This window comes from Lacunisphaera limnophila, from assembly GCF_001746835.1.
Classification (GTDB): Bacteria; Verrucomicrobiota; Verrucomicrobiia; order Opitutales; family Opitutaceae; genus Lacunisphaera; species Lacunisphaera limnophila.
On sequence record NZ_CP016094.1, the window covers coordinates 3,527,354 to 3,553,571 of the forward strand.

Sequence of the window (26,218 nt, forward strand, 5' to 3'; positions counted from 1 at the left end):
GTATTCTGACTATCTAGCGAGCCAACTGGTTAGATTCTCACGTGGAAATATTTCCAACTTACCCCCGTCCGTGCAGTTGGTAATGCTACCCCCATGAGCGCAGAACATGTCCTGCGCCATGGAGTAGAAGAACTCGCTTCCTGCTAGATCAGGTAATTGCCATTTTTGACCTCCGGAAAAATAGCGTGGATCAAAATGACTCGCATCTTCACTGCCTGATACCACCACTTTGTTAGCTGGTCCCTTCGTTGCGAAATTATGGTCGCACCCTACAAGCGCAACTTTACGAAATCCCATATGAAACGCTAATTGCAGCGCGACGGTTGTGACTGTATAACCTTGGTTGATGCTAATAGTGCAATCTCGCGCTAACTTTGGCTGACTGGATGAGTGAAGGAAGGCCACATTTGATCGTGACCGAATGTGAGTTCGTCCGACGCCATCAATAAACAGGGGTAATTCCGTTTCGTTGTAGAAATCGGCGTTTTGTTCAATTACGAGAGGATTAACAGCGACAATGCAACTTGGTCGAAATTTGTTTTTCTCAAACAGAAGGTTGATTTTATTTAAACCGAAAGTGAATACACCATCGAGCAATGATAGATCAGTTCTCAGTAAACTGGGACCGTTGCATGCAATTACAGCCCCCTTGCCTGGAAACCGGTCTTTCCAGTTATGTAATTTCTTTCGGGAACGGAATGATTCAGTCCCTAGATCCCATATCATTCTGTCGATCACCTGTCTCAGTGCATATCTATAGGGGTTGATTGTGGGACGCTGAGCTCGAACACCCTGTAGCGTATGGTCGGGGTTATGATTGGAAGACATATAGAAGGTAGATACCAAGGCAGAGAGCTGGCCAACCCACGGCATGAGTATCAAACGACGGCCATTGCAGAGCGAATTTGCAATGGGAAAGGCGCGCGCTGTACCAGCAATAAAAGGTCAAATTCCCGATGAGCATACCCATGGGCAAAGCGGCCACGCCCATTTCAGGGAAGAGCCACAAGGATACGGCCACAAAGATAAATCCGGTCACTCCGTTGGCAATATGCCAAACGATGTGGTTTGTGGTGCTATAGAGTTGCAGATGCATGGCCCCATATCTTTCGCACAAGAAAGCAGCGCCTAACAATCCCCACAGTGTCGGATCCGGAAACGGTGTCTGGCTTCCGATGAAATCGAGGAGTGCGGGTGCGATCAGTCCGAGCAGAATGAATGGGATGACAAACGACCAATATGCCCAACTCATTCCACGCTGCGCCAGCGCTACTTGTTCGCCCACCTTCTGCTGTGCCCACAACCGCGACAGCATGGGTAACTTGCTGTAGAACGGCGCCTGTGAGATCTGACTGATGGTCTGAACCAAGCGTAAGCCTAGAAGATAAGACGCAACAGCCACCGTATCTTCAGACTGGGCATAAAGGAGGCCGCTGATCTGGACCAGGCCGAACGACATGAATGCGCCAAGGCCAGCCCTCCAAGCGGGGCTCCAAGCAAAGGCGAATATCTCGCGATCAAAGGCAGCGGGCGGAAACGCACGAAAGCGCCCGCCAAAGACCATTCGGGCCAAACGATGCCCCTGCCACGCGGATAGCAGCACCCAGAGTTGGGTGACCAAAACAAGGCCGAGCAAACCACCGCCAAGTATCAAGGTGGCGAAACTGGTCAGTATTGAAAGGAAGCCGTATGCAGACTCCCAGCGTCGCGACAGGGCCACATGGTTCGTTCCCTGTAAAAAGGCCCCGTAGCAGTTGTTCCGAAAATAGATGACGGTCGAAAAGACTATGCAGCCCCAGGCTAGCCAAGCCTCGACTGGAGTTGTCAGGTGGCGCCCGGACTCCACTAGCAGGCTGCTTCCATCGTCTAAGGCCTCTACTCGGCGAAAAAGCGCCAACGTGCCACCCACGACGAGTAGAGCCGCCAAAAATATGCTGAGGCGGTCATAGATGAATCGCATCGTCCCACAGATGCGCCCTAGCAGCAGCCAGTTGGGATTCTTTGTTCCATGCTCCTGGCCAAGGCCACCGCTACCATTCAGATCTGCCGCTCCACCCATGGCGTAGGCAACCAGACGTGCAAACGTGCTCCCAAATCCGAGCTCAGCAAGCATCTGTAGTCCGATCAGCACCGAGAATACCTGCCAGAGCGCAATCTCCGCCGGGTAGAAGCGGTGCAACACCAAGGGTAGCACCAAAACCAGGTTCAGGGTGCGGACAGCAAAGCTTGCCCACGTGGTGAACGTGGGAGAATCCCAAAGACGATAGATAACTAGTCTCAACGAATTCGTCCTTCGACGATGGTGCTCAGGTACTCCTCGACCGCTTGCATTGAGCTGCCCGGCTTAAAGGCAACAAAGTTACCCCATGCCATGGAATCGGAAAGAGTGCAGGGATAGCGGCGCCAGCTTTTCCATGTATGCGTGACTCCGTAACGCGCAATCGGCGCCCACTCGGAAAGAAAAACCACATAGCCTTTGTCGACCAGGTAGTCACCCATTTGCCGATAATCGTAGCCTAAGGGAACCGTCTTGATGTCCTCGAATTCGCACAGCACGACCTGCGGGCGAATATTCTCCCATGGAAAACCCTTCAGGACAAATAAGTCGTGACCTTCCGTGTCTATTTTCAGGAATTCAACCTGCTCGACCCCTTCTTCGGCCAGCACCCGCCGCAGGGTGCAGATGCGAACTCGCTCGGTTTCGTGGTGGGTGGGTCGGAAGGCCGACAGGCTTGATATCCCGTCGGATTCATCACTGGCGAAGAACGCGACCTCTTCGGCTTCGTGATCGGAGACGGCCACCGGGAAAAGCCGAATATCCTCGGCTCGGGCGTTGCCGAGCAGCCTGGTCCGGTTCTTGGAATCCGGCTCGAACGCCAAAATCCGCCACCGCTTGGCGAGATACGGCAAAAAGGATTCCCCGAAGTGCGCGCCCACATCCACCATCACGCCCGGAGTGCGCCTCTCCAGAAAATAATCGTAGATGAGATCGGCCTCGGCGAATGTACGCGGCTGTCCCTTCAACCTGCGGATCAAGCCAGCAGCCCCTCTTTCCCCCAGCAGTGTTTGCAGTCCTTTCTTGATTAGGTTTCTCATGGCAAATTTGATTTTCCCGCGGGGACCGCGGTTTTATCCAGATCTGACCTGCTCAACACCAGGATGCCCCACGGATGCAGCGGCGGCAGGACAAGACCACCATCCGGAGCCAGCGGCAGTTCCAACCGTTCGACCAAGGGCTCGTACCCACCACTGGTGAATGCCCTCTCGTGGGCGGCGGCATCGTAGGTTTTCGGTACGATCAGCTCAGCGCGGAAGGGGCGCCCGGAAAAAATCCGATGCGCAGGCAGGTTGAGGCGGAAGGAATGAGGTTCATCCGCCCAGTCGACCAGATGCACTACCACCGGGGCGGCCCGGTCGCCGGGCTTGACCCTCGTTACTGCATAGACCTGCGCATCCGGTACAGTGACCTCAGTCGGCGCGCCAGCGGTGGGGCTCGCTGATGAAATCGTGCCCTCAGGCGGCGTCTCCTCGTAGCCGTCCAAATACACGGATGACGCCCGGACCATCGCATAAAGATCCGCAAAGTCGGCGGGATCGCCGTAGTGGCGATCCGCCCAGGGCGGCGGCAGATACGTATCCCAAGGGGCTTCCATCAGCATACCGTGGGCATAAGCGGTCGCCAGCGTACGCCTCGTCAGGGCAATCCAACTCAGCGGCTCGACGGGCGCAGATGTATGCAGCGGCATCGTAAGAATCTGCCGGCCGCGCGCCTGACGGGAGATCGATTTCAAGCCTTCGGGTGTGGCCAGACGCATGGGCAACTCACCCAGCCAGAAATCAAACTCTTGGGCCACCTTGTCGTTCGGTAGCGCGACGACATTTGCTGAGATCGTGATGGTTCGGCCCGCATAGCGATTCAGCTCCTCCCGCCACCAGCGGTGAAACTCAATCGTGGATTGTTCCTGGTACTGCCCAAATAGCTTCTTCAGCTGGCCACCATCGTAGTTCGCAAAGGCGTCCCCAACCGGGGCCCCTTGCGCAACCAGATACTCCCGATAGTTAAAAGCAGCGCCCGGAAGCTGCCCTGTGACCGGCTTCATCTCCGCGGGTTTGTCGGAAAGATATCGCCCGAATTCGTCAACACAGTGCTTACAAAAGCAGGCACCCCAGTTCAACGCGGCAACATTCCCCGCCGGGTCGTCTCGTTGGATATCCTGCACCCCCAGGTCCACCATCTGTTTCAGGGCGTCAAGATAGGCGGCCCGCACCTTCGGATTGTTAACGCATAACCAGAGACCGGGCGTTTCCCAGGCTCGCATCCACGGCGCATGCACCGGCTCACCGGCCAGATCCAAGATGGACACGTCCTTCAATTCGGCTTTTTGCCTCAGGTCAAATCCCACTTGGGTCCCGGTATTCACGGCTCCAGACACCGTAACCCCCAACGATTTCACCTCTTTCACAAACTCCGCGTTCAGCCCGTAGATCCATTCCAAGCGGGTGGCATGAAATCCCCGGATGGCTCGAATCGTATCATGCGGATCGTTGCCGAACGCAGGGCGCGGCAAAAGACCACGTATTGGGACCTCGCTAGCGCGAAGCTCGCCTGGATGGTCAGCCGGCGCCACGACGCTGTCGGCCAGAAAGGATTTCTGCTGCCCGGCCGTGATACAGCCCGGCTGAGTCACGTTCAACGCCAATAGGCAGGCAACTGCAGCCACGCGCCAAGCCCGCGCTTGATTGGCAAATTGCGCATGAACCAACTTTCTCCCGTGCTGACTAATCAGGGATAGGGTCACAGTCCGACCTTCGCCATCTGGTGGTAGAGGGCGATGATCTCGGCGAGGTTCCAGCCTGTCTGGTCATCGATGTCGGCGGACTCGAGCTGCGGGGTCTCGAAGAGGGCGGGCTTAAGGCCGATGCGGGCGCCGGTCGCAGCGAAGCTCTCGCGGGTAAAGAGATAGAGGTTCGAGTTCTCCTCGTACCACGGCTCGAGGTCCTGCGTGCGGATCAGATTCTTGGGGTCGTGATTCACCGGCGACGCATCGGCGCGGTAGAAACGCGTTTGGAATCGGTTGACCGAAAATAGGCTGTCACACGAGCCGTCAAGAATGGCGGCGTCGAACTTGGTCAGGGCACCCCGGATCGTTGCCGAGCTCAGCAGCGGGTTGGTCGTGTGCGTCATCAGGTAGGCATCGGATTCCACGGCCGCGAGGTCATCGGCCAGGACCTTGTTCATGCTGACCATGTCGCCGCACAGCTCGGGCGCACGGTCCCGGATCAGCACCCGGCTGGTTTCGGTCAGGCCGTTCTCGGCCAGGATGGCACGGGCATCCGTGTTGATGACGACCCGGTCGATCTCGGGCATCGCCACAAGCGTGTCGAGAATCCACCGGAAGAGCGGCTTGTTGGCGAAAGGACGAAAGTTCTTGCCCTTTACCCGGGCGCTGTGGGCTTTCATCGGGAGCAGGGCGACGAGTTTATGCTTCATGGTAGGGAGGATACAGTGGGTTTCGGCGGGGTTGAGAGGAATTACTTCGCAAGAAAGCTGCGCAGCTGGGCCACGCCGGCGGTGCAGGTGTGCATCAGCATGGTGATGTCGAGGCTGTAGGCGAGGAAGCGGTAGCCTTCCGCCGACCGCTTGAGCAGCTCCTCGGTGTTGGGCTGCACGACATGAATGCCAGCCACAATCTTGTGTTTCTGACAGGCCTGCAGGATGCGATCCCGCGCCTCGAGGTAGTCCGGATGTTCGAACTGGGCGGTGATACCCATGGAGGCCGTGAGGTCATAGGGCCCAATGAAGACGGCATCCACCCCCGGCACACTGAGAATCTCGTCGATGTTGTTCACCGCGTCGATGTGCTCGATCTGCACGGCGATCAGGACCTCCTCGTTGGCCGCCACGAATTCCTCGGCCAGACGCAGTCCAAACCGGTTGGCCCGACAGAAACCGACGCCACGCTTGCCGTGCGGCGGGTATTTGACGGCCGAGACCAGCAACTCCGCCTCGGCCTTGGTCGTGATCAGGGGGCAGACCACTCCCCTCGCCCCGGCATCGACGTAACGCTTCACGAGCGAGTAATCCACGCCGTGGAGCCGCACCATCGGTGCGCAGTTGGGACTGCCGGCGGTGATGGCCTGGAAGAGCTGCTGCGTCTGCGGGAGATCGACGGCCGAATGCTCGACGTCGACGCACACATAATCGAAGCCGCAGGAGGCCAGCAGCTCGGCGATGATCGGACTGCCCGAATTACACCAGGTGCCGACGATTGTGTCGTTGTTGGCCAGGGCCTGTTTGAGGTTACGCATGTTAGGAAACGAGTTTGAGGTTCATCTTTACCACTAGCTTGAAGACTTCGCCATGGCGGGTGTCGGATACTTTCGGACGATGGGCATCCGTCGGATAAAATATGGCGAAGCAACCCGGCAGCATGTGCACCCGAGACAAGGTGGGCACCGGCTGGTAGAATTGCAGGTCTTTGGCCTCATCGAATCCGCCGTCCGGCAGCAACTCGCTCCGGTCCAGCCAGTCGATCATCTCGGCCCCGGTGATCGTGTATTGAAGATCCACATACTTGCGGTGAGTCTCGTACCGACATTGCTCCGCCGGCAGGGTCTGGTAGGTCATCACGTTGACATAGATATCCTCACCCTGCAGCTGAGTGATGCCCAACGGCGTGGCCGGGGTGACGGTATGTAACCAGTCGAAAGCCAGCTTCCAGGCCGGGTTATCGAGCAAGAAAGCGTGGCTTTCCGGGGTGTTTAATTTTCCGTGGATCATGATCGTATTGGTTATCGTGGTGTAACTGGTTTCCCCTGTATTAGAGCTATCAATTGCAAGTAGTCGCTTCGCCGAACCTGAATTTTACCTAGAGTTGCCGTGCAGCTGGAATCTAAAGCAACTTGTCAGCAGAGATTCGGATAAAAAACTGCTCAGGCTGCTGATCTAGGCTTCGAGAAAATAAGTCCGTGAACATTGCATGCCATGGTGGCGATCCGCGAGTTCCATAACTCTTGGCTGCGCCATCAAGTATGTGCCAGAATGCAACATTCTCAGTTCTGTCACCCTTATGCATGACCCGATACTCGGCGGGCGGAAGGTTTTCAGCTTTGATAGTTGTCGGTCGCCGGTAGGCGGTTGCCTGCATGAGAGGCGTGATTCGATCCAGGACTTGCGCGAGCGGTCCACTTGCTGCCTTCCGGTCGCCCAATGCCGGTTCCCAAGTTTTCGCCTCCACAATATCCCAGCCAGCCCTGACCCAGCAAACGTCAGGAGTATGTCCGGCCACCAAGCGGTGGGACATCTTTCCAGGCGCCCAATAAGCGATATATACAGATAATCTCTCCGGACCCTTTGTGTATACCGCAAACAATGCGTCGTCGTAATTGAGCAACTCGCTTACTTTAGCTTTCATCTCCGGGGTGTCAGCGATTGGGAGATACTCGACGGTCCAACCCGGAATTTCCTCGGGTTTCGGTAGCAGATCCTTGACGTTGCCTTTGAATGTACGCTCCGGCGGCGGCCGGGAGCCAACCACGACTAGGGCCAGGCCGGCCAACAGGACGAGTCCCGCAAGCCCTAGGCTAACCTTAGTTCCATTTGTCATGAAAGTGTTTCGCTAGGCACGTCAGTTCTGCGCTGAGATATCCGTTTCCCCCTCATGAGCCGATCCCCTTCAGCCAATCCCGATTCGCCACATACCAATCAATCGTCTTTCGGAAACCATTCTCGGGGGAAACGAGCGGCCTCCAACCGAGGAGCCGACCGGCTTTGCCGATGTCGGCTTGCGTGTCGGTCATGTCGAGTGGATTGGCCGGCTGCTGATCGATGACCGCCTTGCGGCCGAGAAATCCCTCCAGCAGGGTGATCATCGAACGGATCGTAAGCGGCCGGTTGCCGCCACCCAGGTTGATCACCTCATACCCTAGAGGCTTCGCGGCGAGAATCGTCCCGCGGGCGATGTCGTCCACGTAGGTGAAGTCACGCGACTGGCTGCCATCACCGAAAAGCGTGATCGGCTGACCGGTCGCCACCCAGTGCACAAAACGATACGGCGCCATGTCCGGCCGGCCGGCCGGGCCGAACACCGTGAAGTAACGAAGGACGGTGACATCGAGGCCGTGGTTCCGATGGTACTCCTGCGCCAGAAGTTCCGCCGCCCGCTTCGTCTCCGCATAGGGCGATTGCATCCGGCCGAGGGCGGCGTCCTCCCGGAACGGCATCGCGCACCCCGCATACACCGAGGAACTAGAGGCCACCACGTGCTTCCGGACACCATACTTCACCTGGCACTTCAGGATATTCTCCTCTCCAAAGACATTCGTCCGCCGGTACAGGTCCGGGTACTCCAAACTCGCCCGCACGCCTGCCCTAGCAGCCAGGTTGAAGACGGCGGTGAAATTGTGCGCGTTGAAAACCTCTTCCAAAGCCGTGAGGTTCTCGATGTCGAGGTGGTGGAAGGTGAACGTTCCAGAATTGTTGGTTGCTGGTTGTTGGTTGTTTGGTTTCGACCCCGCCAACAAATCTCCTCCAGCAGGCAAACCAGCCGCAAACCGGGACACTTTCGAATCCGAGCCCAACAACGGACAACAAACATCCAACAACCTTGAAAGACGGTAGTCTTTCAACCTGACGTCATAGTAATCATTCAGATTATCCACGCCGACCACGGTGTGCCCGTCCGCCAGCAACAGTTCGCACACCTTCGACCCTATAAAGCCGGCCGCGCCGGTTACCAAGTAACAGGCGCGAAGGTTGTTGGTTGTTGGTTGTGAGTTGATGGGGAGATGCCGGAGCAGGTTGTTAGTTGTTAGGTATTGGTTGTTGGGGCCTGTCTTTCAGACACTCAATCCGTGGTTCGTTATTGGATGTTACTAGTCAGATCCCGAGGGAAGGTGCGTGGTTCAAGGCCGCCTCGGTGTATTTCCCCAACAACAATCAACCATCAACCAACAACCCCGCCGCGTCCGCTCGCGCCATCGCGCGGGCGACGTCGGCACCGGCCGTCTTCGCCTTCCAACCTAGGACCTTCTTCGCCACGCGGGCGTCACCCACAAGCCGCACGCTGTCCAGGGGGCGGTAGAATTTGGGATCCACGCGGAGAACGCTGGCGCCCGTGTCGGTGCGCCGGGCCACTTCCTTCGCGCCCTTCCCTTCGAACTTCAGCTTCAGTCCCAATTCAGCGAATGCAGCCGAGGCAAATTCGCGCACGGAACAATCCCGTCCAGTGGCCAGGACGTAGTCGCGGGCAGCCTTGGCCTGCAACGCGTCCGCCATCGCGACCACATACTCCGGCGCCCAGCCCCAGTCGCGCCGGGCATCGAGGTTGCCGAGAAAGATCTCCTTCTGCTTCCCCGCGACAATCCGGGCCGCACCCGTCGTGATCTTGCGCGTGACAAAGTTCTCCCCGCGCCGCGGCGACTCGTGGTTGTAGGCGATGCCGTTCACGGCAAACAGCCCGTAGGCCTGCCGGTACACCCGGACCATCTGCGCCGCAAAGGCCTTGGCGCAGCCATACGGATTCATCGGGTTGAAAGGCGTGGCCTCATTCTGCGGCGCGATCGTGGGGGCGCCAAAGAGTTCCGAACTGGCGGCATGATAAACCCGCACCGGGTAGCCGACATCCCGCAGGATCTCGAGGAGGGCCAAGGTCGCGACGGCGTTCTCCTGGCAGGTCACCTCGGGGATCTCGAAACTGAGTCCCACATGGCTCTGCCCGGCCAGGTGGTACACCTCCGCCGGCATTACCTTCTGGATGATCCGCCGCAAAGAGGTCGCATCCGTGAGATCGCTATAATGAAGCGTGAGGTCGCCCTTCCCCTTCCCTCCTGCGTTACGCAGGTGCTCAATACGACCGCGGTTGAACATACTGGACCGCCGCACCAAGCCGTGCACGGCATAGCCGCGGCCCATCAGCAGTTCCGTCAGGTAGGAACCATCCTGGCCCGTGATGCCAAGGATAAGCGCGCTGCGGCGCGCCGGCTGAGACCTGAGTTTGTGCGTGGTACGGCCCATATTAGGTCAAAAGATCAGATTTCAGGCCTCGGGATTCAAGCCTCACGTTTCGGGCCGAAGCACAGCTTCGCCCCGTCACTTCCTCCCGGAAGAGTCCCTCACTGAAAAATGTATGTGCATTCATCCGTCTCTAACTCCTGCCCCAACTCCACCGACCCTTAGCCCAGTTTCAAAAACGTCTTCGCCAGCGGCAACAGGGCCCCGGCCTTGCCGTGCCAGGTCTGGAGCTTCTTGACCCGGTTGCGCAGGACCTCGGCCTGGCCGTTGCGGCCCGGCACGGACTTCGCGAGCGAGTTCAAGCGACCCTTGCCGGAATCAAACTGGGTCTGCAAACGCTGCTCAATGAAGTGGGCTATCAGCTGACGCATCTCCATGTCCGGCTCAAACAGGCCCGTCCGGTCCGTCTCTTTCGACACTTCCTTCAAGGCCCCCACTTCCCGCAGGACCTTCAGCCCGGCGCTCACCGATCCCTTGCTTATGTCCAGCCGGTCCTCGATCTCCGCGAAGCTGAGCGGCACCGGCGAGGCAAAGACGATTCCATAGATCGCCGCCACCGACTTCGGCACCCCGAGGAGCGATGCCGCCTCCACAAAGAAGTCCACCAGCTCCACCTCGAAGGCGACAACGGCAGGATCCCGCTCACCCGCCAGCACCAAGCCAGAACCCGGGGCACGGGAGTCGACAGGCAAAGGACGGGGCGGCGTGGTGGAAGACATCGGTAAATCCCTGATTCCGATACAGGCATTTACCCGTATCCGAGGCAACCACTAAGTTCAGTTCATTTTGAACAGAACCATCTGGCCCTGGTACCGGAACCCCAAGGTGTGTCCACGCTCACGCGTCACTCCCTTTTTGCGCTATCTGCGATGCTTTGCGGCCAAACTGATCGAATTGCTTCATCCAAGGCAGTGAGCCGCGAAAAATGCAAATGGCGCAAAATCAGTCACCGATATCCTCCCTTTGCCTCTCCCCTCCCCAACAACCCATTCCCCTAATCCCCAAACGGCGTCAGGCTGCCATGGTCCATCCGTCCGTCCTTGGCTCCGCCCGACGGGCCGGAGGGCACGATCTCGTGCACCACGCGCCACATCCGCCGGGCGGAAATCCTCAGGCGCAGGCGCGACCGCAGGAAACGCCGGTTCGAGAAATGCTGCGCGTAGCAATCCAGTGCGTCCCGAAACCCCGCCGTGTCCGCCAGCTGGACCACGTCGTCGATAAATTCGTAGTCGGCCTGGAAATACTCGCTGTCGAACCACGCGAGCAACCTCACCAGGGGGCGCGCCGGCAAATACAAGGTCCGCGTCAGCAGGTCCGCCCGGAAGTCCGCGGGACTCACGCCCCACCGCGCACAATAACGCGCCTGAAAGGCCGTCGTCATCCCCCGCCCTCACTGCGCCGCCGCACCGGGTGCGCGATCGGCAGGGTCACGGTGCACTTCGTGCCCGCGCCCGGATTGCTCTCCAACTGCAACCGGCCGCGGTTGCGCCGCAGGATCTGCCGGACGATGAAAAGCCCGACGCCCAGGCCCTGCTGCTGGAACTTTGCGTGCTCAAACTGCCGGAAGAGCCCCAGGTTCTTCAGCTGCTGTCGGGTCATGCCGCGGCCGGCATCCTCGACCGTGAGCTGCCACTCCGAGCCGATGCGGTGGCCCCGCACCTTCACAGGCGTACCCGGCCGCGAGAAACCCAGCGCGTTCTCCACCAGCTCCTCGACCAGAATCGGGATCTCCGTCGCCCCGCCTTGGATCGAGGCGCCGGCGACGTCGAGCATCAGGTCGGCCTTCCGTCCGTGCCGCTCGGCCGCGAGCAGGGCGCCCTGCTGCACCAGCTGGACGATGGTGCCCGGGGACAAGACGGGAAACGGGGCGAACGAATCCGGATCGAGCCGGTCCAGTGCGTACAGGTAATTGCGCAGCGTGCGGTGCAGCCGCCGGGCCGACTGCATGATGTTCCGCAGGCCGTCCTTCACCTCGGCCGGGCTCATCGTGTCGCCCTCCTGCTCCAGCATCTCCGCGAAACCCAGGATGCCGGTCAGGGGCGTGAAGAATTCATGCGAGAGCCCCCGGTGCAGGGTGTTGCGCAGCTCGCGCACGAGGGCCGCCTCATTCTGCCCGGAGATCCCGTTGCGCCGGAGCCGGGCATCCACGCACGCCAGCAGCGTCTCCAGGCTGAACGGTTTCAGCAGGAAGTCGTCGGCGCCGCGGTCCATCGCCGAGCGCGGCTGCGAATACATCGGGTTGCCTGTCATCAGGACGAACGGACAGCTGCCCAGCTCCGGGTCGCCCCGGATTTCCTCGAGGAAGCGGTAACCGTTTTTCCCCGGCATGTTGATGTCGCAGATGATCAGGTCCGGCAGCTTCTCGTGCACCTGCGACCAGGCGATGTCCACGGTGCTGGAAAACGTGGTGTGGTAGCCATGCGCCCGCAGGCCGGCCGCGAGCGCGTTGCCCAGCGCCGGGTCGTCGTCGACGATGTGCACCCAGCGCACGGTGTCATCCACGTGCGTCGTCGTTTCCGGGGTGGCGGCCCAGGGTTCGGTGGGACGTTGGTTCATGGGTTCGGGGGGTAAAGGCCGGCGCCCCCGGCGGGATCGGCCGCCGGCGCGGGCGGGTAGACCAGGCGGATCCGCGTGCCGCGGCCCGCCCGGCTGCGCACCTCGATGCGTCCGCCCATGCCCTCCAGCAGGCGGTGGACGGTGACGAGCCCGAGCCCGGTGCCGTGCCCGGGGGCTTTCGTGGTGAAAAACTTCTGGAACAGCCGCGCCTTCACCGCCGGGGTCATGCCGGTGCCGTTGTCCTCGACCTCCAGAAAAGGCCGCCGTCCGCGGGTCGCGCCGACCCGCACGATGATGCGGCCGCCCTCGGCGGGGGTCGCATCCCGGGCGTTCAGGACGAGGTTGATCAGCATCTGCTCCACCTGGCCGGGATCGGCGATCACGCTCCCGGTGACACCCGGGTCGGGCTCGAACAACAGGTCCCGCGGAATGATGCGCTGCAACAGGGTGTGCGTGCGCCGCGCCACCGCGTTGAGCTCCAGCCACTGCGGGTGCGCCTCCGGCGGCCGGGCGAGGTTGCGCAGCTGGTTGCACAGGGCCGCCACCAGGCCCGCCGCATGCAACAGCGGTTCCACATGGCGCGCCACCGCCGCGTCACCCTTATGCTCCTCTTTCAGGAGCCCGGCGTTGAAGAGCACGATCGTCTGCAGGTTGCTGATCTCGTGGACGGCTGTCGCCGCCAGCTCCCCCTGCATGACGAGGCGCTGGATGCCCCGGAGCTGGGCGTCGAGACGCGTGCCGGCGGCCGGGCGGCGGGACGGACGCGGACGGATGACCTTGGTCGCACGCATGCTTCAACGGCCCGAGGCCAGGGTGCGCGGCCCGCTGGCGGGCAAGTCGAGGAGCCCGCGGCTGGCGGCATAGAGGGAGAGTTGCGCCACGCGGTGCAGGCCGAGCTTGCGCATCAGGCGGCTGCGGTGGTTCGCCACGGTGTGCGGGCTCAGGCCGAGTTGGCCCGCGATTTCCCGCGAGTTCAGGCCCTTGGCCAGGCCGGCGAGGACCGATTCCTCCCGCGGACTGAGCGGCAACCCGCCGCCCGGCGGCGCGACGCCCGGCGCCGCCACCATCGAACGAATGTCCGCGGCAATCTCCGGGCTGAAATACGTGCGCCCGGCCGCGACCGCCTGCAGCGCCCGCCGGAATTCATCCAGCGTCGCCCCCTTCCCGATCAGGCTGTGCGGGCCGGCGGCCAGTACTTGCCGGATCAGGCCCGGCGTGAGATTGCCCGAGAAAACCAGCACGCGGGCGCTCCGGCAGATCGTGGTCAGCCGGTCCAGCGTGGCGACCCCATGGTTTTCCGGCAGGATCAGATCCAACACGATCAGGTCGGGCCGCTCCCGCCAGCACAGCGTGATCGCCTCGCTCTCATTGCAGGCCCAACCCACCACCCGCAGGCCTTCGATCCCGTTCACGACGGTCGTCACCATCTCGCGGAACAGCACATGGTCCTCCACGATCACCACCCGGACTACGGGCTTCATTTTTGCATCGGCAGCCATGCGACACTTGTTGTGCGCACTTTCCGAAATATCTATCAAATAGCATGAACGGCGCCCAAAATGAGGGGAACGCCCAAGCCCGCGTTAGCTTGTGCGGGCCACATCCACCCTAGGGGTTTTCCCGAGGGCCCTTAGTGTGACCCGACTCAGCCGGTTGGGTTGGTTGTCGCCACCCGCAGGCCCGGCACGCGGACCAGGCCCAGCCGGGCGGCATGCAGCACGAGGTCCGCCGTCGTGTGGCGTCCGGTCTTCTTCATGAGCCGGCCGCGAAACGCGTTGATGGTGTTCTGGCTCAACTCCATCTTGCTGGCAATCTGCTTGGTGCTCAGGCCCGCGGCAATGTGCTGCAACACCGTCAGCTCCTGCCGGCTCAGTTCGGGCCGGCGCGTCCGGTCCGGCGGGGCCGCCGCCACGAGCTTGCGAACCGAGTCGCAGGCCTGGGCGCACAGGTACATGCCGCCGTCGGCGACACGGTCCGTGGCTTCGATGATCTCCTGCATGCGGACGGTCTTGCCCAAAATGCCATTGGCCCCGGCCAGGAGCAGGTCACCCACCAGGGTCGTGCCGAGCCGGCCGGTGAAGACGAGGACGCGGATGCGCGGAAACTCCAGCCGCAGCTGCCGCAGGCAGGTGAGGTCGTTCGAGTCGAGCAGCACGATATCGAGAAAGACCAGCGCCGGCTTCTTCTCCCGGCAGACCTCCAGGGCGCCCTTCGCCGTGTCCGCCCGGCCCACCACCTTGTAGCGCTCGTTGCGCTGCAACAGCTCCGTCAGGTACGAAACCAGCACCGGGTGGTCGTCCACGATGACGACGGAGACCGCCTTGGTGGCCGGACCGGTTTCAACGGTGAGGGAGGGAGATTTGCCCATGGTCGTGGAGAGGGGGTGGAAGCGGATCGCGAGACCGGCAGTCAAAAGCTCGTGCTACAGGGAGTGAAGCTTGAGGCCAATCTTCGCCAAGTGTCTTTTTTCAGAGAAAACTCACAATCGGCCTCCCGGGCAACCGTTCCGCTGCTTGACGGTTCAGCGGCTCAGGCCCGCGGGTGCGCCTTGGCGTGGATTTCCTTGAGCCGGGCGACGGAGGTGTGGGTGTAAATCTGGGTCGTGGTCAGGCTGGCGTGACCCAGCAGTTCCTGCACGGAGCGCAGGTCCGCCCCGGCGTTGAGCAGGTGCGTGGCGTACGAATGCCGCAGCTTGTGCGGGGTGATGTCCATCGGCAGGTCCGCCAGGGCGAGGTAACGCTTCACGAGTTTCTGCACGGCACCCGGGGTCATCCGCCCCCGCCGGTCACTGAGCAGCACCGGGTCGGCCCGGCCGGCGGCGGGCGCATGCATGTCGCGGAATTTCCGCAGGACCGCCATGGCGGCGTCACCCAAGGGACAGATCCGCTCCTTGCGTCCCTTGCCCAGCACGCGGGCGCTGCCCTGGCCGAAGTCCACGTCGCCGTGGTTGAGTCCGACCGCCTCGCTCACGCGCAGGCCGCCGCCGTAGATCACCTCCAGCACCAGCCGGTCGCGCAGGGCGGCGAAGTCGTCGATCGACTCGTTCGCCCGCAGTTTCTCCGGGCCGGCCAGCAGGTGCAGCATCTGCGACTCCGTCAGGAATTTCGGCAGCGGCTTGTCCAGTTTCGGCAGCGGCACGCCGGTGAAGGGATTGCGATCCAGCCGGCCCTCCCGCATGGCGTGACGGTAGAAAGTCCGCAGGCCCGACACGTGGCTGTGCAGCGTGCGCCGGCCAAACCGCCGCTGCGCCTCGATCACGAAGTCGCGCACGTCCCGGGCGCTCAGCGTCCCGAAGCCCGCCGGATCCCGGCCGCTCCGCCCCAGCCAGCGCACAAAATCCTCCACCGCCTGCCGGTAGTTGCGCACCGTGTAGGCGGAGTACCGGCGCTCCTTCGCGAGGTAGGCCAGGAACGGCTGCAGCCATTCCCGGACCACGGCCTCGGGCAGGGCCGGCTCAGGCGCGGGAGAGGACGCGGATTTCGACATCATGCATGACGCGGTTGCATTCCTGGCGCAGGGCCATCTCCGGATCGACGCCGGCGCGCCGGCACGCGGCCGCAAGGGCGAAGAGCTGGCGGCCGGCCTCCGCCTCGGTGAGCCCGTCGGGACCGGACGCAGCGGGCACCACGCCATCGGCCGGCAGCGACTTCTTCTCGATCTGCTTCATCACCGCCTCGGCGAAGAGCAGCGCCGGCAGCCGCGGCGGCATTTCCTTGAACACCCCGGTCTGCACCGGGCCGTTCTTCTTTTCCGTGGCCTTGATCTGTTCCCACTTGGTGATGACCTCGCCGGCGGTGTCGAGCTTGGTGTGGTCGCCGAAGACATGCGGGTGCCGGCGCACGAGCTTGTCGTTGATCTCCCGGGCCACGTCATCGAAATTGAAATCCCCGCGCTCGGCCGCCAGCTGCGCATGGAACACCACCTGGATCAGCACGTCGCCCAGCTCCTCGCGCATGTGCGGGATGTCGTTGCGGTCGATCGTGTCGAGCAGCTCGCTGCACTCGTCGATCAGGCAGCGCGCCAGGGTCTGGTGCGTTTGCTCCCGGTCCCAGGGACACCCGTCGGGCGCCCGGAGCCGGGCCATCGTCTGGCGGAGTTCGTCAATCGGCGTCATGGCTCTTGGGGTAACGGCGAAACCCGCGAAATACACCAAAAAAGCCCGGCATTTTCCTGTTCCTTTCGCCGGGTTCGTGTGTTTCGTGGTGAGCTTCCGCATGGACAAGCTCTCCGAGATCATGGCCCACAAGCGCCGCGAGGTCGCCCCGCTGCTGCGTCCGGTCTACGCCGCCGAGTTGGAGGAACTCAACCGCCGGCTCCCCCGCCCCCCCTCCTTCGCCGCCGCCCTGCGCCGGGCCGACGGCCGGCTCGCCATCATCTCCGAGATCAAGCGCCGCTCCCCGTCCGCCGGCGCCATCAAGGCCGGCGCCTCCGCCGTGGCGCAGGCCCGCCTCTACCGCGCCGCCGGCGCCGCCGCCCTGTCCATCCTCACCGACACCGAGTATTTCGGCGGCAGCCTGGCCGACCTGATCGAGGTCACGGCCGACTTCGCCCAGGGCCCCGCCGCCCCCATCCCCTGCCTGCGCAAGGATTTCATGGTGCACCCGATCCAGGTGATGCAGGCCCGTGAGGCCGGCGCCAGCGCCATCCTGATCATCGTGCGCGCCCTCGATGACGACGAGATCACCGCCCTGCACCAAGCTGCGACCGCCGCCGGGCTCGACGCGCTGTTTGAGATCCACCACGAGGAGGAACTCACCCGCGCCCTGCGCCACGGGGCGAAGATCATCGGCGTCAACAACCGCGACCTCGCCCATTTCCGCACCGACATCGGCCTCTCCGAGCGTCTCATGCCGCTCTTCCCCCGCGATGTCATCGCCGTCAGCGAAAGCGGTTTCGCCACCGGTGCCGACGCCACTCGGGCCCGCGCCTGCGGGGCCCATGCCCTGCTGGTCGGCGAGTCGCTCATGCGGGCCCCCGATCCGGCCGCCCTGATCCGGGAGTTCCAAGGGGCCTGATTGATTTCACCTGCCGGAGCCTGTCCGCAGGCGCCGCCGCCCATGCCTCTCTCTCCTTCCGCCACCCGTGACCTGCTCACCCGCCTCGGCCACCAGCCGAAGCGCTTCCTGGGTCAGAATTTCCTGGTCGACGGCAACATCGTGCGTAAATCGCTCGAACTGGCCGGCATCACCGCGGCCGACACCGTGGTCGAGGTCGGGCCGGGCCTCGGCACGCTGACGTCCGCCCTCCTCGAGGCGGGCGCCGAGGTGTGGGCCGTGGAGAAGGATCGCCAGCTCCACGCGCACCTCACCGAGACCCTCGTGCCGGCCCACCCGCGCCTCCACCTCATGGAGGGCGACGCCATGGAGGAGCCCCTGGCCGGCCTGCCGCCGGAAAAATCCGCCGCCTTCAAGATCGTGGCCAACCTGCCCTACGCAATCTCCACGCCGTGGATGGACGCCGTCCTCTCCGGTCCGCTGCCCGTCCGCATGGTCCTCATGCTCCAGCAGGAGGCGGCCCAGCGCTACGTTGCCCAACCCGGCACGAAGCTCTTCGGCTCCATCTCGATCTTCATGCAGTCCGCCTACGTGATCGAGCCCGGCCACCGCGTTGGCTCGGGGTGCTTCTTCCCGAAACCCGACATCGAGTCCGTCCTTCTGAACCTCGGCCGCCAGCCCGCGCCCTTTGTGTTTCCGGCGGCCACCAAGGCGCTCATCCGCGCCTGCTTCCAGCAACGGCGCAAGCAGCTCGGTTCGATCCTGCGCGACAAGGTCCCCGCCGAGACCCTGGCCCGCTGGTTTGCCCGGCTCGAGGCCGCGGGTCACGGCCCCTCCTCGCGGGCCGAGCAGGTACCGGTGGCACTCTGGCGCGAATTCATGGTCTGAACCCCGGCCACTTGCCATTTGGTTTCTTTCCACCCACGCTCCACTCCCATGTCCCGGTTATTCCCGCCCCTGCTGTGCAGCATCCTGCTGGCGGTGGTGTCGGCGCCCGCCGCCCCGCTGCGCGGCCTGATCGACGGCGACACCTACGTCTCGCCCACGGGGCAGTTCCGCGTCCGCACCCCCGTGCGGACAGAACTCGGGGGTAAGATCACCGACACGACCAACGTCGTCACGTTTCAGGATGACTTCGGCACGCATGTCAGCATCGCCTGCTTCGAACTCGATGCCACCCAGCGCTGGGAATACGACACCCGCGGCCTGCGCGACTACCTCCTGTATTTTCTGACCGACCTGCTGATGGCGAACTTCTCGGCCCGCTTCCCCGGGGCCACGATCGAGAGCGCCCGCTTCCTGCCGCAACTCATGGAGGGCGCCCTGATTGGCTACGTGCTGTTGCCCGGCGGCTCGGAGTTCGAGCATTTCAACCGCGTGACCGACGCCCCGCCCGCCGACCCGGTTGTGGCCAAGCGCGGCACCCTGCTCTTCGTGCGGCACCGCTACCTCTACGCGATCAGCACCGAATTGTCCGAGCGCGCCACCCAGCGCAGCACCTACACCCTCACCCGGGAGCAGGAGGATGAGCAGCTGTCCGCCCGCCTGATCGCCCTGTCCGGCCGCCTCACCTTCACCAACGACCGGCCGCGCACCCCCTGACCCATGCCCAAAACGGAACTGCTCGCCGGTATCATCGCCCGCCTCGAAGCCGAACTGGCCCTGCTCACCTCCGCCGCGCTGGCCACCCACGCCGAGGCCACCGATGAGGAAAACAAGGCCGAGGACAAATACGACACCCGCGGCCTGGAAGCCTCTTATCTCGCCCACGGCCAGTCCAAGGCAGCCGAGGAAACCGCCCTCGCCGTGGCCCAGTTCCGCGCCCTCTCACCCCGCGATGCCACCGCCGGCGACCCGATCAGCCTCGGGGCCCTGGTCATCGTCGCGGATGCCGGCGGCCGCCAGTCGCGTTATTTCATCGGCCCGCGGGCCGGCGGCACCGAGGTCACTTTTGGGGCGCACACCATCATGGTGATCACCCCGCAGTCCCCCCTCGGCCGCGAACTCGTCGGCCGCCGCCTCGGCGACCGCGTCGCCATCCCCCTCGGCGGCAAACGCAGCGAGCTGACGATCAGCCAGATTATCTGAGCCGGCGAAAACGCCGGTATGGTTGTTCGTTGTTGGTTGTTCGTTGTTGGTTGAACGGACAGAAACCAAGCAGGCCAGCATGTCGGTTGTCCGTGGCTCATCCGGCTGCCCCAACAACCAACATCTAACAACTAACAACCAATCCCCCATTCACCCGTTGACGCCTGCGCCCGGTCGGCTTGTGCTCCCCGCATGGCCAACGCACAGCTCCTCATCGAAAAACTCATCACCGGCACCGGTGCCTCGCCCAAGCAGGGCGACCTCGTGACCGTTCACTACACCGGCTGGCTGACTGACGGCAGCAAGTTCGACAGCTCCGTCGACCGCGACGAGCCCTTCCAGTTCGGCCTCGGCCTGCGCCAGGTGATCGGTGGCTGGGACCAGGGCGTCGCCACCATGCGCATCGGCGACAAGGTGAAGCTCACCATCCCGCCCCACCTCGGCTACGGAGCCGGCGGTTATCCCGGCGCCATCCCGCCCAATGCGACCCTCATCTTCGAAGTCGAGCTCCTCGCCATCGGCTAACCGCACCGGCTCTGCCGGCTTGAGGGTTTGAAGATTTGAGGGTGTGAGGGTTGGAGGATCGGAAAATCCTCATACCCTCGCACCTTCACACCCTCACCCCGTCGCACCCTCACCCCTTCGGTCTTCCCTCTCTTCCCCATGTCCTCCCCCACCTACGATACCCTCCGCGCCGCCATCATCACCGCCATGAAGGCCCGCGACACGGCGACCGCCACCGCGTTGCGCACCATGGATGCCGCCATCCAGCGCGCCGCGATGGACGCCAGCAAGGAGATCGACGAGGCGCTGGTCATGGCCACGTTCCGCAAGGCCGTGAAGAACCTCAGCGACGCCCGCACGGAATTTGAAAAGGGCGGCCGCAGCGACCTCGTCGCCGCCAACAACGCCGAGATCGCCATCCTCGAGAAATACCTGCCCAAGGGCCTCGACGCCGCGAAACTCGAGGCGCTCGTCCTCGAGGTCATCGCCGCCACCGGCGCCACCTCCAAGAAGGACATGGGCAAGGTCCTCGGCGCCCTCAAGGCCCGCCCCGAGGCCGGCCTCATCGACTTCGGCGCCGCCAGCAAGCTCGTGCAGGCCCGCCTGCCCTGAAGCGGCGTCCGCCGGTGGAACCCGGCCTCTGGACGGGTTGGTTGGGGTGACATCAGGAACCGTTGCGCAGGACTGTCCGACGGCCGTCCGCGTGACGCCCGGCGCAAATCCGCTCTCCCTTTCCTGATCGCCATGAGCTTACCCCGACTCATCCGGCTGGGCCTGTCCGTTGCCGCCTGCGCGGCGGCGTCCGGCGCGCTCCGGGCCGACAAGCACGTCGTGGTCATCGCCCGGGCCAATGCCGACTATGAGCAGGCGCGCCAGGGCCCGGACGGCAAGCCCCGCGCCGAGACCTACGTCTTCATGGCGGGCAACCATTACCCCGGCCACACGGTGGATCGCTCGGTCTCGCGCCTGACTTTTCGTGATATCGCCGGCTACCTCGCGCCAGAGCTCGCGAAGCAGGAATACTACCCCGGCCCCTCCGCCACCGAGGCCGACCTCCTGCTCCTCGTGCACTGGGGCACCACCCTGCCCAAGGTCGGCCTGCAGGAAATGACCGGCCGGCTCACGCAGGAGATTGACCACAACCGGCTGCAGGCGGAAACGATGGCGGCCTTCGAGGTCCCCGGCACGATCGAGGGCAATTTCGATGGCCTGCCCGCGGAGCTGACCCTGCCCCAGGGCATGGAGCATGAGCGCGAACAGGAGTTCGAGCGCCTGAACGAACTGACCGACGAGTTCTCCCAGCAATCCCGCGAGCGCAGCAACGTCACGCTCCTGGGTTACGCCGAGGAACTCCACCGCCTCGGCCGCGGCTCGTGGACCAGCGAACTCGAACGCTCGCTGCGCTTCGACCTCAACAGCGAGCGCTATTTCATCATCATCAAGGCCTATGAACTGAAGCGCCAGACCGCCTCCGTGCTGCGCAACCGCCCGGTCTGGACCATGCATCTGAACATCCGTTCGCCGGGGAACAACTTCCAGACGGCCCTCGACCGCATGGGCCGGGCCGTCGCCCTCTTCGCCGGCCAGAATCAGCCCGAGGCGAAGACCGTGCGGCCGCGCCTCACCCCGGGCACGGTCACGCTGGCCCCGCTGGTGATCCTGCCGTCGGATCCGCGGGAGGCGGCGCCCCCGGCGTCCCCGCGGGCGGCACCTTGAGGTAGTTGTCGCGCCGGTTGCCGCGTTCGCCGCGGGACTTCGTGCGCGCCGCGGGATCGCTGTAGGCCTGGCGACGATAACCGCCGCGATTCGGATCCGCGGCACACTCCAGCTGGATTCGCTGCAGGCGGTCAAAGATCCCGTGCAGCTGCGCCGGCTCCGGGTAGCGATCGAGCCCGCTTTGCTCCAGCACCACCAGCAGCTCGTGCACGGCCTCGAGCGTGGACAGGCACCCCGGCTGCGGCTGCTGCTTGATGATGTAGCGGCTGGGTGCAGTCGGCGTGAACATGATCCGCGGCAAGGCCTGCAGGTTGGGGCTCAAGCGGAGCATTTTCCGCGCAAGCGGCCAGGTCGCGTCGAGCAGGAACACCACCAGGCGGCGACAGGCCAGGTCGGCGGCGGTGAATTCGCCCGCCGACAGGTTGCGCGCCTCGCGTCCCGGATAAAGCAGCACGCACCGGTTGCCCGGATCATCCAGCAGCGCCGCCACCGCCTCGTCCCGGGTGAAATCGGTGCCCATGTGCAGCTCGCTGTTGGGCAGGCAGAGGTGGGTCAGCCGGCCCGTGCCCGCCTTCTCCTCCTTGAATTCCTTCGGGTGCATCAGGAAGACGAACCGCGTGGCCGTCGGCATCGGATGAAGCGAACTGCACCAGCACAGCGGCTGCGGCCAAAAACACCGGTAGCACATGATCCTCATAGCCGTAGGCCACGGAGCGCGGCAGCGCGGAGATGGTCACGCCGCCGGCGTGGCCCGAAGGCCGGCTTCGCGGCCGAAGGGTGACTGCTGCGGGTGCCCGGCGGGCAGAAGCAGTCACAGAAGCAGCGGTAGCACATCACCCTCATGGACAAAAACAACATCCAGCCTGCCGGAGCGGCAGGGCGAGGTAACGGATACCGGCGCCTGTTTCCCATGAGGCGAATGCGCTCAGCCGCGCCGGCCCGGCCAGGTCTCGGGCCGCAGCCAGAATTCATCCTGCCGTCCGCCATAATAGGCCCCAAGGAGTGTATCCATCACCGCGGACGTGCGGCGCGCCGTCTCCCCGGTGCTGGGGGCCGTGTCGCGGCCGAGGAGGTCATCGACGCAGGCCTGGATCAGCGGCTGGGCGATATGCGGCGGCGGCGGCATGTCCCAGCGTTGCAGGCCGGCCGCCGTTTCAACGACCACGGGCTCGTGTCCCAGGACCGTCACCCGCACCTCGCCCTTGGTGCCCGTGATCGTCAGCTGTTCATCCGGGAGGGCGGCGGCGAAATTGCACGCAATCGTGCCGGGCACTTCGCCGGCGAGGAAACTGCCCGTGACGCAATCCTCGGCGGCGTACGATGACGCGAGGTTGGCCGCGTGGCCGTGCACCGCCTGCAACGGACCCACGAGAAAGTCGATCAGGTCCAGCGCGTGGGACGCGAGGTCGAGGAAGTGCCCGCCCCCGGCCTGTTCCACGCAGGTGCGCCACGCGTGCGGGCCGTGATGCTTGGGCATTGCCAGCCGGTAGTGCACGCCGGTCAGGCGGCCGAGTTCCTGCGCCGCGATCAGTTCCTGCACCCGCTGCCAGCGCGGCAGGCTGCGCCGGTAGTAGGCGACAAAGAGTTTCTGCCCGGCCGCCGCGAAGGCGGCGATCATGCGGTCGCATTCCGGGGTGTGCCGCGCCATCGGTTTTTCCACGTAGGCCGGCTTGCCCGCGGCGGCCGCCAGCAGCGCGTAATGGGCGTGCGTGTCCGGCGGCGTGGCGATGCACACGGCGTCGACCTCCGGATCGGCCAGGAGCCGGGCGGCGTCGTCATACCAGCGGGGCACCTGATGCCGCCGGGCGTAATCGGCCGCGAGCGCCCCGTTGCGCCGCATGACCGCCACGAGCGCCGAGTCCCGCGCATGCCGGAAACCGGGACCGCTTTTCTGCTCGGTGACATCCCCGCACCCGATGATCCCCCAGCGGACGAGGGCGCGGCCTTGAAACTGGGGCGATAACATCGGCCCAGCCAATCGGACCGGATGGCCGACGGCAAACCCGGAGAACGCGGCCCCGTTTTTCTTCCCCCGCACCGTGACCGCCAAGATCGGCTTTCCTTTTTCGCGTCCGCCGCCACACTCGCCTCATCCCCACAACCCCCGGACATGAACCTCCCCCGTTTCCGTCTGTCTCTCCCCGGCCTCGCCCTGCTGCTCCTCCTGCCCGCGACCTACGCGGCCGCCAAGGAAGAGGTCATCCTCGAATTCAAGAACGTCCGCCGCGATCCCGACGGCACCGTCTACAAGTGTTATGAGTACACCTTCGGCGACTGGGAAAACAAGGTGAACCACCTGCGCGGCCGCGGCACCCTGATCCAAGCCCCGGGCGGCAAGGGCGGGATGGGCGAGAACAAGACCATGATCCGCTTCGACCAGACGCCCTTGGTCGACCTGATCGTCGTCATCGGCAACGCCAACAATACCCAGACCCTCAACTTCGGTCTCACCGACAAGGACGGCACCGAGCAAACCTGGCAGATCTCGCTGGCCGGCCTGCCGAAGGGCGTCGAACAGCGCATCCGCCTGGACATGACCAAACCCTCCAGCGAGCAAAAGCCCGGCACCAAGCCCGGCATGGATCTGAAGAAACTTTCCGTCTGGCAGCTGCGCGGCGACTACACCGACCCCAACGTCGAGGTCCTCCTCGTCAAGCTGGTCGGCCAGAAGTAAGCCGCGGCGCAAGCCGAGGAGCGCCGGTTGTCTGTTATTGGTTGCTGGTTGTTGGTTGGAATACCCGGAGCACCCAGACTAGGTTGTGGGTTATTGGTCGTTGGTTCGAGTTCCGCCCAACAACCAACAACTATCAACCAACAACTCCCCGCCTTTCCCCCCATCCAAAAAGAAACCACGGCGGGGTCGCCGTGGTTCCAGGATCGATCGTGACGGGGTCGACGGTACGTCGCCCGCGGCCTCAGCCGCAGAACGAATAGTCGTACGGTGCCCGCATCTCGCGCTTGAGGTACGGATTGGCCTCCGCGGCGTGCTCGCCGGTGAACTTCTCCGCGGTGTAGTCCCAGGTCAGGGCCCGCTGGGTCCGCAGGGAGATGGCGCCGAGGTGGCACATGTTGGCCGAGCGGTGCCCGGTTTCCACGTCGCAGATCGGGAGCTCGCGGGAACGCACACAGTCGAAGAAATTCGTCATGTGCTCCTTGCTCACGTAGAGGCGCTGGGCGTCGTCCGGCAGCGGCTTGCGCAGCAGTTCCGGGTCGCTCGCCTTGATCTCGTCGCGGTTGACCCAGATCCAGCCGTCGGTGCCCTCGAAGCGGATGCCATTGGGCTGGCCCTGCGGGTTGACGTGCTCGCCGTAGATGCTGTCGTCCTTCGTCGTGTTGATGATCAGGCCCGTGCCGTCAGCATAGGTGTACTTCACCTCGTAGTCGGCGATGGCGTTGTAGCCGCCGGCCACAGGCTCGGACAGCCGGCGCGACTCCACCTGCGTGGGCGCGATCTGCCCGATCGCCCAATAGGCGATGTCGTTATGGTGCGCGCCCCAGTCGGTCATGGTGCCGCCGGAATATTCATACCAAAAGCGGAAGGTGCCGTGACAGCGCTCCTTCACGTAGCTCACCGCCGGGGCCTGGCCCTGCCAGTAATCCCAGTTGAGCCCGTCGGGCGCCGGCGTGGGAGCAAAAGGACCGCCGATCAGGCCGGCCGGGAGCCAGACCTTGGCCTGCTTGAGCTTACCGAGGCGGCCGTTGCGCACGAGCTCGCAGGCCAAGCGGAAGCGCTGGGAGCTGCGCTGCTGCGTGCCGGTCTGCAGGATGACCTTGTTCTCGCGCACCGCGGCAATGACATGCCGGCCCTCGTCCACCGTGAGGGTCAGGGGCTTCTCGGAATAAATGTCCTTCTTCGCCTTGGCCGCCGCGATATTGATCAGCGTGTGCCAGTGGTCGGGCGTGGCGTTCACGATCACGTGGATGTCGTCGCGCTCCAGCAGGCGGCGGAAATCGGATACCTTCTCGGGATTGTGGCCGAGCTCGCGATACTTGACGGCCGCCGCCTCCGTGCGGGCCGGATCCACGTCGCACACGGCGACGAGGTTGCCATGGTTGCCCGCGTTCTGGCCGTCCCAGGTGCCCATCCCGCCGCAGCCCACCAGGGCGATGCCCGGCTTGCCGTTGGCGCTCGGCTTGGCCGCGATCGCGGCCTCGGTCTCGGCCGCCTGCAGCTGCTGGCGCTCGACAAACCACGCCGGCAGGCCCGTGGCCGCAGCGATCAGCCCGCAGCGCTGCAAAAAGGCGCGACGCGAGACATTGAAGGGAACGATGCCGGCGGACGCGCCGGTATCAGGACGGGGAGCAGGAGTCTTCATGGGGTGGGAAATAAAAACTGACCGCCGTCACC

At 63.7% G+C, this 26,218-nt stretch carries 29 protein-coding genes; 8 read left to right on the forward strand and 21 right to left on the reverse strand.

Annotated elements, in window-relative coordinates:
• Positions 1 to 9 precede the first annotated feature (9 nt).
• The 18 genes from Verru16B_RS17965 to mazG all read right to left on the reverse strand — a co-directional run bounded on the left by Verru16B_RS17965 (position 10) and on the right by mazG (position 16,682).
• Positions 10 to 828, reverse strand: coding sequence for a 6-hydroxymethylpterin diphosphokinase MptE-like protein (locus tag Verru16B_RS17965; protein ID WP_083270382.1), 819 nt, complete (start codon positions 826 to 828; stop codon positions 10 to 12).
• Complete coding sequence (locus Verru16B_RS14740) at positions 812 to 2,179, reverse strand: lipopolysaccharide biosynthesis protein (protein WP_157772433.1); 1,368 nt, start codon at positions 2,177 to 2,179, stop codon at positions 812 to 814. Before Verru16B_RS14740 ends, Verru16B_RS17965 begins: the two co-directional genes overlap by 17 nt.
• A gap of 98 nt (positions 2,180 to 2,277) precedes the next feature.
• Entirely contained in the window at positions 2,278 to 3,096 is an 819-nt protein-coding gene (locus Verru16B_RS14745; RefSeq protein WP_069962995.1) for an FkbM family methyltransferase, read from the reverse strand.
• The gene (locus tag Verru16B_RS14750) at positions 3,093 to 4,799 is read right to left on the reverse strand and encodes a hypothetical protein (protein ID WP_157772434.1); all 1,707 of its coding nucleotides are present in this window, start codon (positions 4,797 to 4,799) and stop codon (positions 3,093 to 3,095) included. The genes Verru16B_RS14745 and Verru16B_RS14750 overlap by 4 nt, the downstream gene beginning before the upstream one ends.
• Positions 4,796 to 5,491 carry an acylneuraminate cytidylyltransferase family protein gene (locus tag Verru16B_RS14755; RefSeq protein ID WP_218918787.1) on the reverse strand — a complete coding sequence of 232 codons (696 nt, stop codon included), beginning with the start codon at positions 5,489 to 5,491 and terminating at the stop codon, positions 4,796 to 4,798. The genes Verru16B_RS14750 and Verru16B_RS14755 overlap by 4 nt, the downstream gene beginning before the upstream one ends.
• 41 nt (positions 5,492 to 5,532) lie before the next feature.
• Positions 5,533 to 6,309, reverse strand: a complete 777-nt coding sequence (locus Verru16B_RS14760; RefSeq protein ID WP_069962997.1) for an HpcH/HpaI aldolase family protein — start codon at positions 6,307 to 6,309, stop codon at positions 5,533 to 5,535.
• A 1-nt stretch (position 6,310) separates the two neighbouring features.
• Positions 6,311 to 6,781 (reverse strand): NanQ anomerase/TabA/YiaL family protein, encoded by a 471-nt coding sequence (locus Verru16B_RS14765; protein WP_069962998.1) that lies wholly within the window; start codon positions 6,779 to 6,781, stop codon positions 6,311 to 6,313.
• A gap of 112 nt (positions 6,782 to 6,893) precedes the next feature.
• On the reverse strand, positions 6,894 to 7,607 hold the full coding sequence (locus Verru16B_RS17970; RefSeq protein ID WP_083270383.1) for an exosortase-associated EpsI family protein: 714 nt from the start codon (positions 7,605 to 7,607) through the stop codon (positions 6,894 to 6,896).
• Between the two features lie 52 nt (positions 7,608 to 7,659).
• Positions 7,660 to 8,739 (reverse strand): NAD-dependent epimerase/dehydratase family protein, encoded by a 1,080-nt coding sequence (locus tag Verru16B_RS14770; protein WP_069962999.1) that lies wholly within the window; start codon positions 8,737 to 8,739, stop codon positions 7,660 to 7,662.
• Between the two features lie 199 nt (positions 8,740 to 8,938).
• The gene (locus Verru16B_RS14775; RefSeq protein ID WP_069963000.1) at positions 8,939 to 10,015 is read right to left on the reverse strand and encodes a GDP-mannose 4,6-dehydratase; all 1,077 of its coding nucleotides are present in this window, start codon (positions 10,013 to 10,015) and stop codon (positions 8,939 to 8,941) included.
• A gap of 158 nt (positions 10,016 to 10,173) precedes the next feature.
• Complete coding sequence (locus Verru16B_RS14780) at positions 10,174 to 10,731, reverse strand: GbsR/MarR family transcriptional regulator (RefSeq protein ID WP_157772435.1); 558 nt, start codon at positions 10,729 to 10,731, stop codon at positions 10,174 to 10,176.
• A gap of 275 nt (positions 10,732 to 11,006) precedes the next feature.
• The gene (locus Verru16B_RS14785) at positions 11,007 to 11,351 is read right to left on the reverse strand and encodes a hypothetical protein (protein WP_157772436.1); all 345 of its coding nucleotides are present in this window, start codon (positions 11,349 to 11,351) and stop codon (positions 11,007 to 11,009) included.
• Between the two features lie 38 nt (positions 11,352 to 11,389).
• Positions 11,390 to 12,568: an ATP-binding response regulator gene (locus Verru16B_RS14790; RefSeq protein WP_069963003.1), complete on the reverse strand. Its 1,179-nt coding sequence runs from the start codon at positions 12,566 to 12,568 to the stop codon at positions 11,390 to 11,392.
• Positions 12,565 to 13,359, reverse strand: a complete 795-nt coding sequence (locus Verru16B_RS14795; RefSeq protein WP_069963004.1) for a sensor histidine kinase — start codon at positions 13,357 to 13,359, stop codon at positions 12,565 to 12,567. The genes Verru16B_RS14790 and Verru16B_RS14795 overlap by 4 nt, the downstream gene beginning before the upstream one ends.
• A gap of 3 nt (positions 13,360 to 13,362) precedes the next feature.
• Entirely contained in the window at positions 13,363 to 14,049 is a 687-nt protein-coding gene (locus tag Verru16B_RS14800) for a response regulator transcription factor (protein ID WP_069963005.1), read from the reverse strand.
• 164 nt (positions 14,050 to 14,213) lie between these two features.
• Entirely contained in the window at positions 14,214 to 14,981 is a 768-nt protein-coding gene (locus Verru16B_RS14805) for a response regulator (protein WP_069963006.1), read from the reverse strand.
• Positions 14,982 to 15,097: 116 nt separating this feature from the next.
• The gene (locus tag Verru16B_RS14810) at positions 15,098 to 16,057 is read right to left on the reverse strand and encodes a tyrosine recombinase XerC (RefSeq protein ID WP_237023430.1); all 960 of its coding nucleotides are present in this window, start codon (positions 16,055 to 16,057) and stop codon (positions 15,098 to 15,100) included.
• On the reverse strand, positions 16,023 to 16,682 hold the full coding sequence (gene mazG, locus Verru16B_RS14815; RefSeq protein WP_069963008.1) for a nucleoside triphosphate pyrophosphohydrolase: 660 nt from the start codon (positions 16,680 to 16,682) through the stop codon (positions 16,023 to 16,025). The genes Verru16B_RS14810 and mazG overlap by 35 nt, the downstream gene beginning before the upstream one ends.
• A gap of 100 nt (positions 16,683 to 16,782) precedes the next feature.
• Between mazG and trpC the strand changes: the two genes are divergently transcribed.
• The 7 genes from trpC (at position 16,783) to Verru16B_RS14850 (ending at position 21,870) form a co-directional block, all read left to right on the forward strand.
• A complete protein-coding gene (gene trpC, locus Verru16B_RS14820) occupies positions 16,783 to 17,583 on the forward strand; it encodes an indole-3-glycerol phosphate synthase TrpC (protein WP_069963771.1) in 801 nt (266 codons plus the stop codon).
• A 42-nt stretch (positions 17,584 to 17,625) separates the two neighbouring features.
• Positions 17,626 to 18,450: a 16S rRNA (adenine(1518)-N(6)/adenine(1519)-N(6))-dimethyltransferase RsmA gene (gene rsmA, locus Verru16B_RS14825; protein ID WP_069963009.1), complete on the forward strand. Its 825-nt coding sequence runs from the start codon at positions 17,626 to 17,628 to the stop codon at positions 18,448 to 18,450.
• A 48-nt stretch (positions 18,451 to 18,498) separates the two neighbouring features.
• Positions 18,499 to 19,164: a hypothetical protein gene (locus Verru16B_RS14830; RefSeq protein WP_069963010.1), complete on the forward strand. Its 666-nt coding sequence runs from the start codon at positions 18,499 to 18,501 to the stop codon at positions 19,162 to 19,164.
• Between the two features lie 3 nt (positions 19,165 to 19,167).
• Positions 19,168 to 19,650, forward strand: a complete 483-nt coding sequence (locus tag Verru16B_RS14835; protein WP_069963011.1) for a GreA/GreB family elongation factor — start codon at positions 19,168 to 19,170, stop codon at positions 19,648 to 19,650.
• A 192-nt stretch (positions 19,651 to 19,842) separates the two neighbouring features.
• On the forward strand, positions 19,843 to 20,175 hold the full coding sequence (locus tag Verru16B_RS14840) for an FKBP-type peptidyl-prolyl cis-trans isomerase (RefSeq protein ID WP_069963012.1): 333 nt from the start codon (positions 19,843 to 19,845) through the stop codon (positions 20,173 to 20,175).
• A 138-nt stretch (positions 20,176 to 20,313) separates the two neighbouring features.
• The gene (locus Verru16B_RS14845) at positions 20,314 to 20,766 is read left to right on the forward strand and encodes a GatB/YqeY domain-containing protein (RefSeq protein WP_069963013.1); all 453 of its coding nucleotides are present in this window, start codon (positions 20,314 to 20,316) and stop codon (positions 20,764 to 20,766) included.
• A 132-nt stretch (positions 20,767 to 20,898) separates the two neighbouring features.
• Positions 20,899 to 21,870 carry a hypothetical protein gene (locus tag Verru16B_RS14850; RefSeq protein ID WP_069963014.1) on the forward strand — a complete coding sequence of 324 codons (972 nt, stop codon included), beginning with the start codon at positions 20,899 to 20,901 and terminating at the stop codon, positions 21,868 to 21,870.
• Here the strand turns inward: Verru16B_RS14850 and Verru16B_RS14855 are convergent.
• Together Verru16B_RS14855 and Verru16B_RS14860 are read right to left on the reverse strand one after the other, a co-directional pair.
• Positions 21,791 to 22,567, reverse strand: a complete 777-nt coding sequence (locus tag Verru16B_RS14855; RefSeq protein ID WP_083270385.1) for a tRNA-uridine aminocarboxypropyltransferase — start codon at positions 22,565 to 22,567, stop codon at positions 21,791 to 21,793. The two genes, Verru16B_RS14850 and Verru16B_RS14855, sit on opposite strands and share 80 nt — an antisense overlap.
• A 228-nt stretch (positions 22,568 to 22,795) precedes the next feature.
• Positions 22,796 to 23,836: a Gfo/Idh/MocA family protein gene (locus Verru16B_RS14860; RefSeq protein WP_069963016.1), complete on the reverse strand. Its 1,041-nt coding sequence runs from the start codon at positions 23,834 to 23,836 to the stop codon at positions 22,796 to 22,798.
• Between the two features lie 144 nt (positions 23,837 to 23,980).
• Here Verru16B_RS14860 and Verru16B_RS14865 point away from each other — a divergent pair, with 144 nt between their 5' ends.
• Complete coding sequence (locus Verru16B_RS14865; protein ID WP_069963017.1) at positions 23,981 to 24,544, forward strand: hypothetical protein; 564 nt, start codon at positions 23,981 to 23,983, stop codon at positions 24,542 to 24,544.
• Positions 24,545 to 24,785: 241 nt separating this feature from the next.
• On the opposite strand, the gene Verru16B_RS14870 is transcribed toward Verru16B_RS14865, so the two are convergent.
• Positions 24,786 to 26,186, reverse strand: a complete 1,401-nt coding sequence (locus Verru16B_RS14870) for a Gfo/Idh/MocA family protein (protein WP_069963018.1) — start codon at positions 26,184 to 26,186, stop codon at positions 24,786 to 24,788.
• Between the last annotated feature and the right edge of the window lie 32 nt (positions 26,187 to 26,218).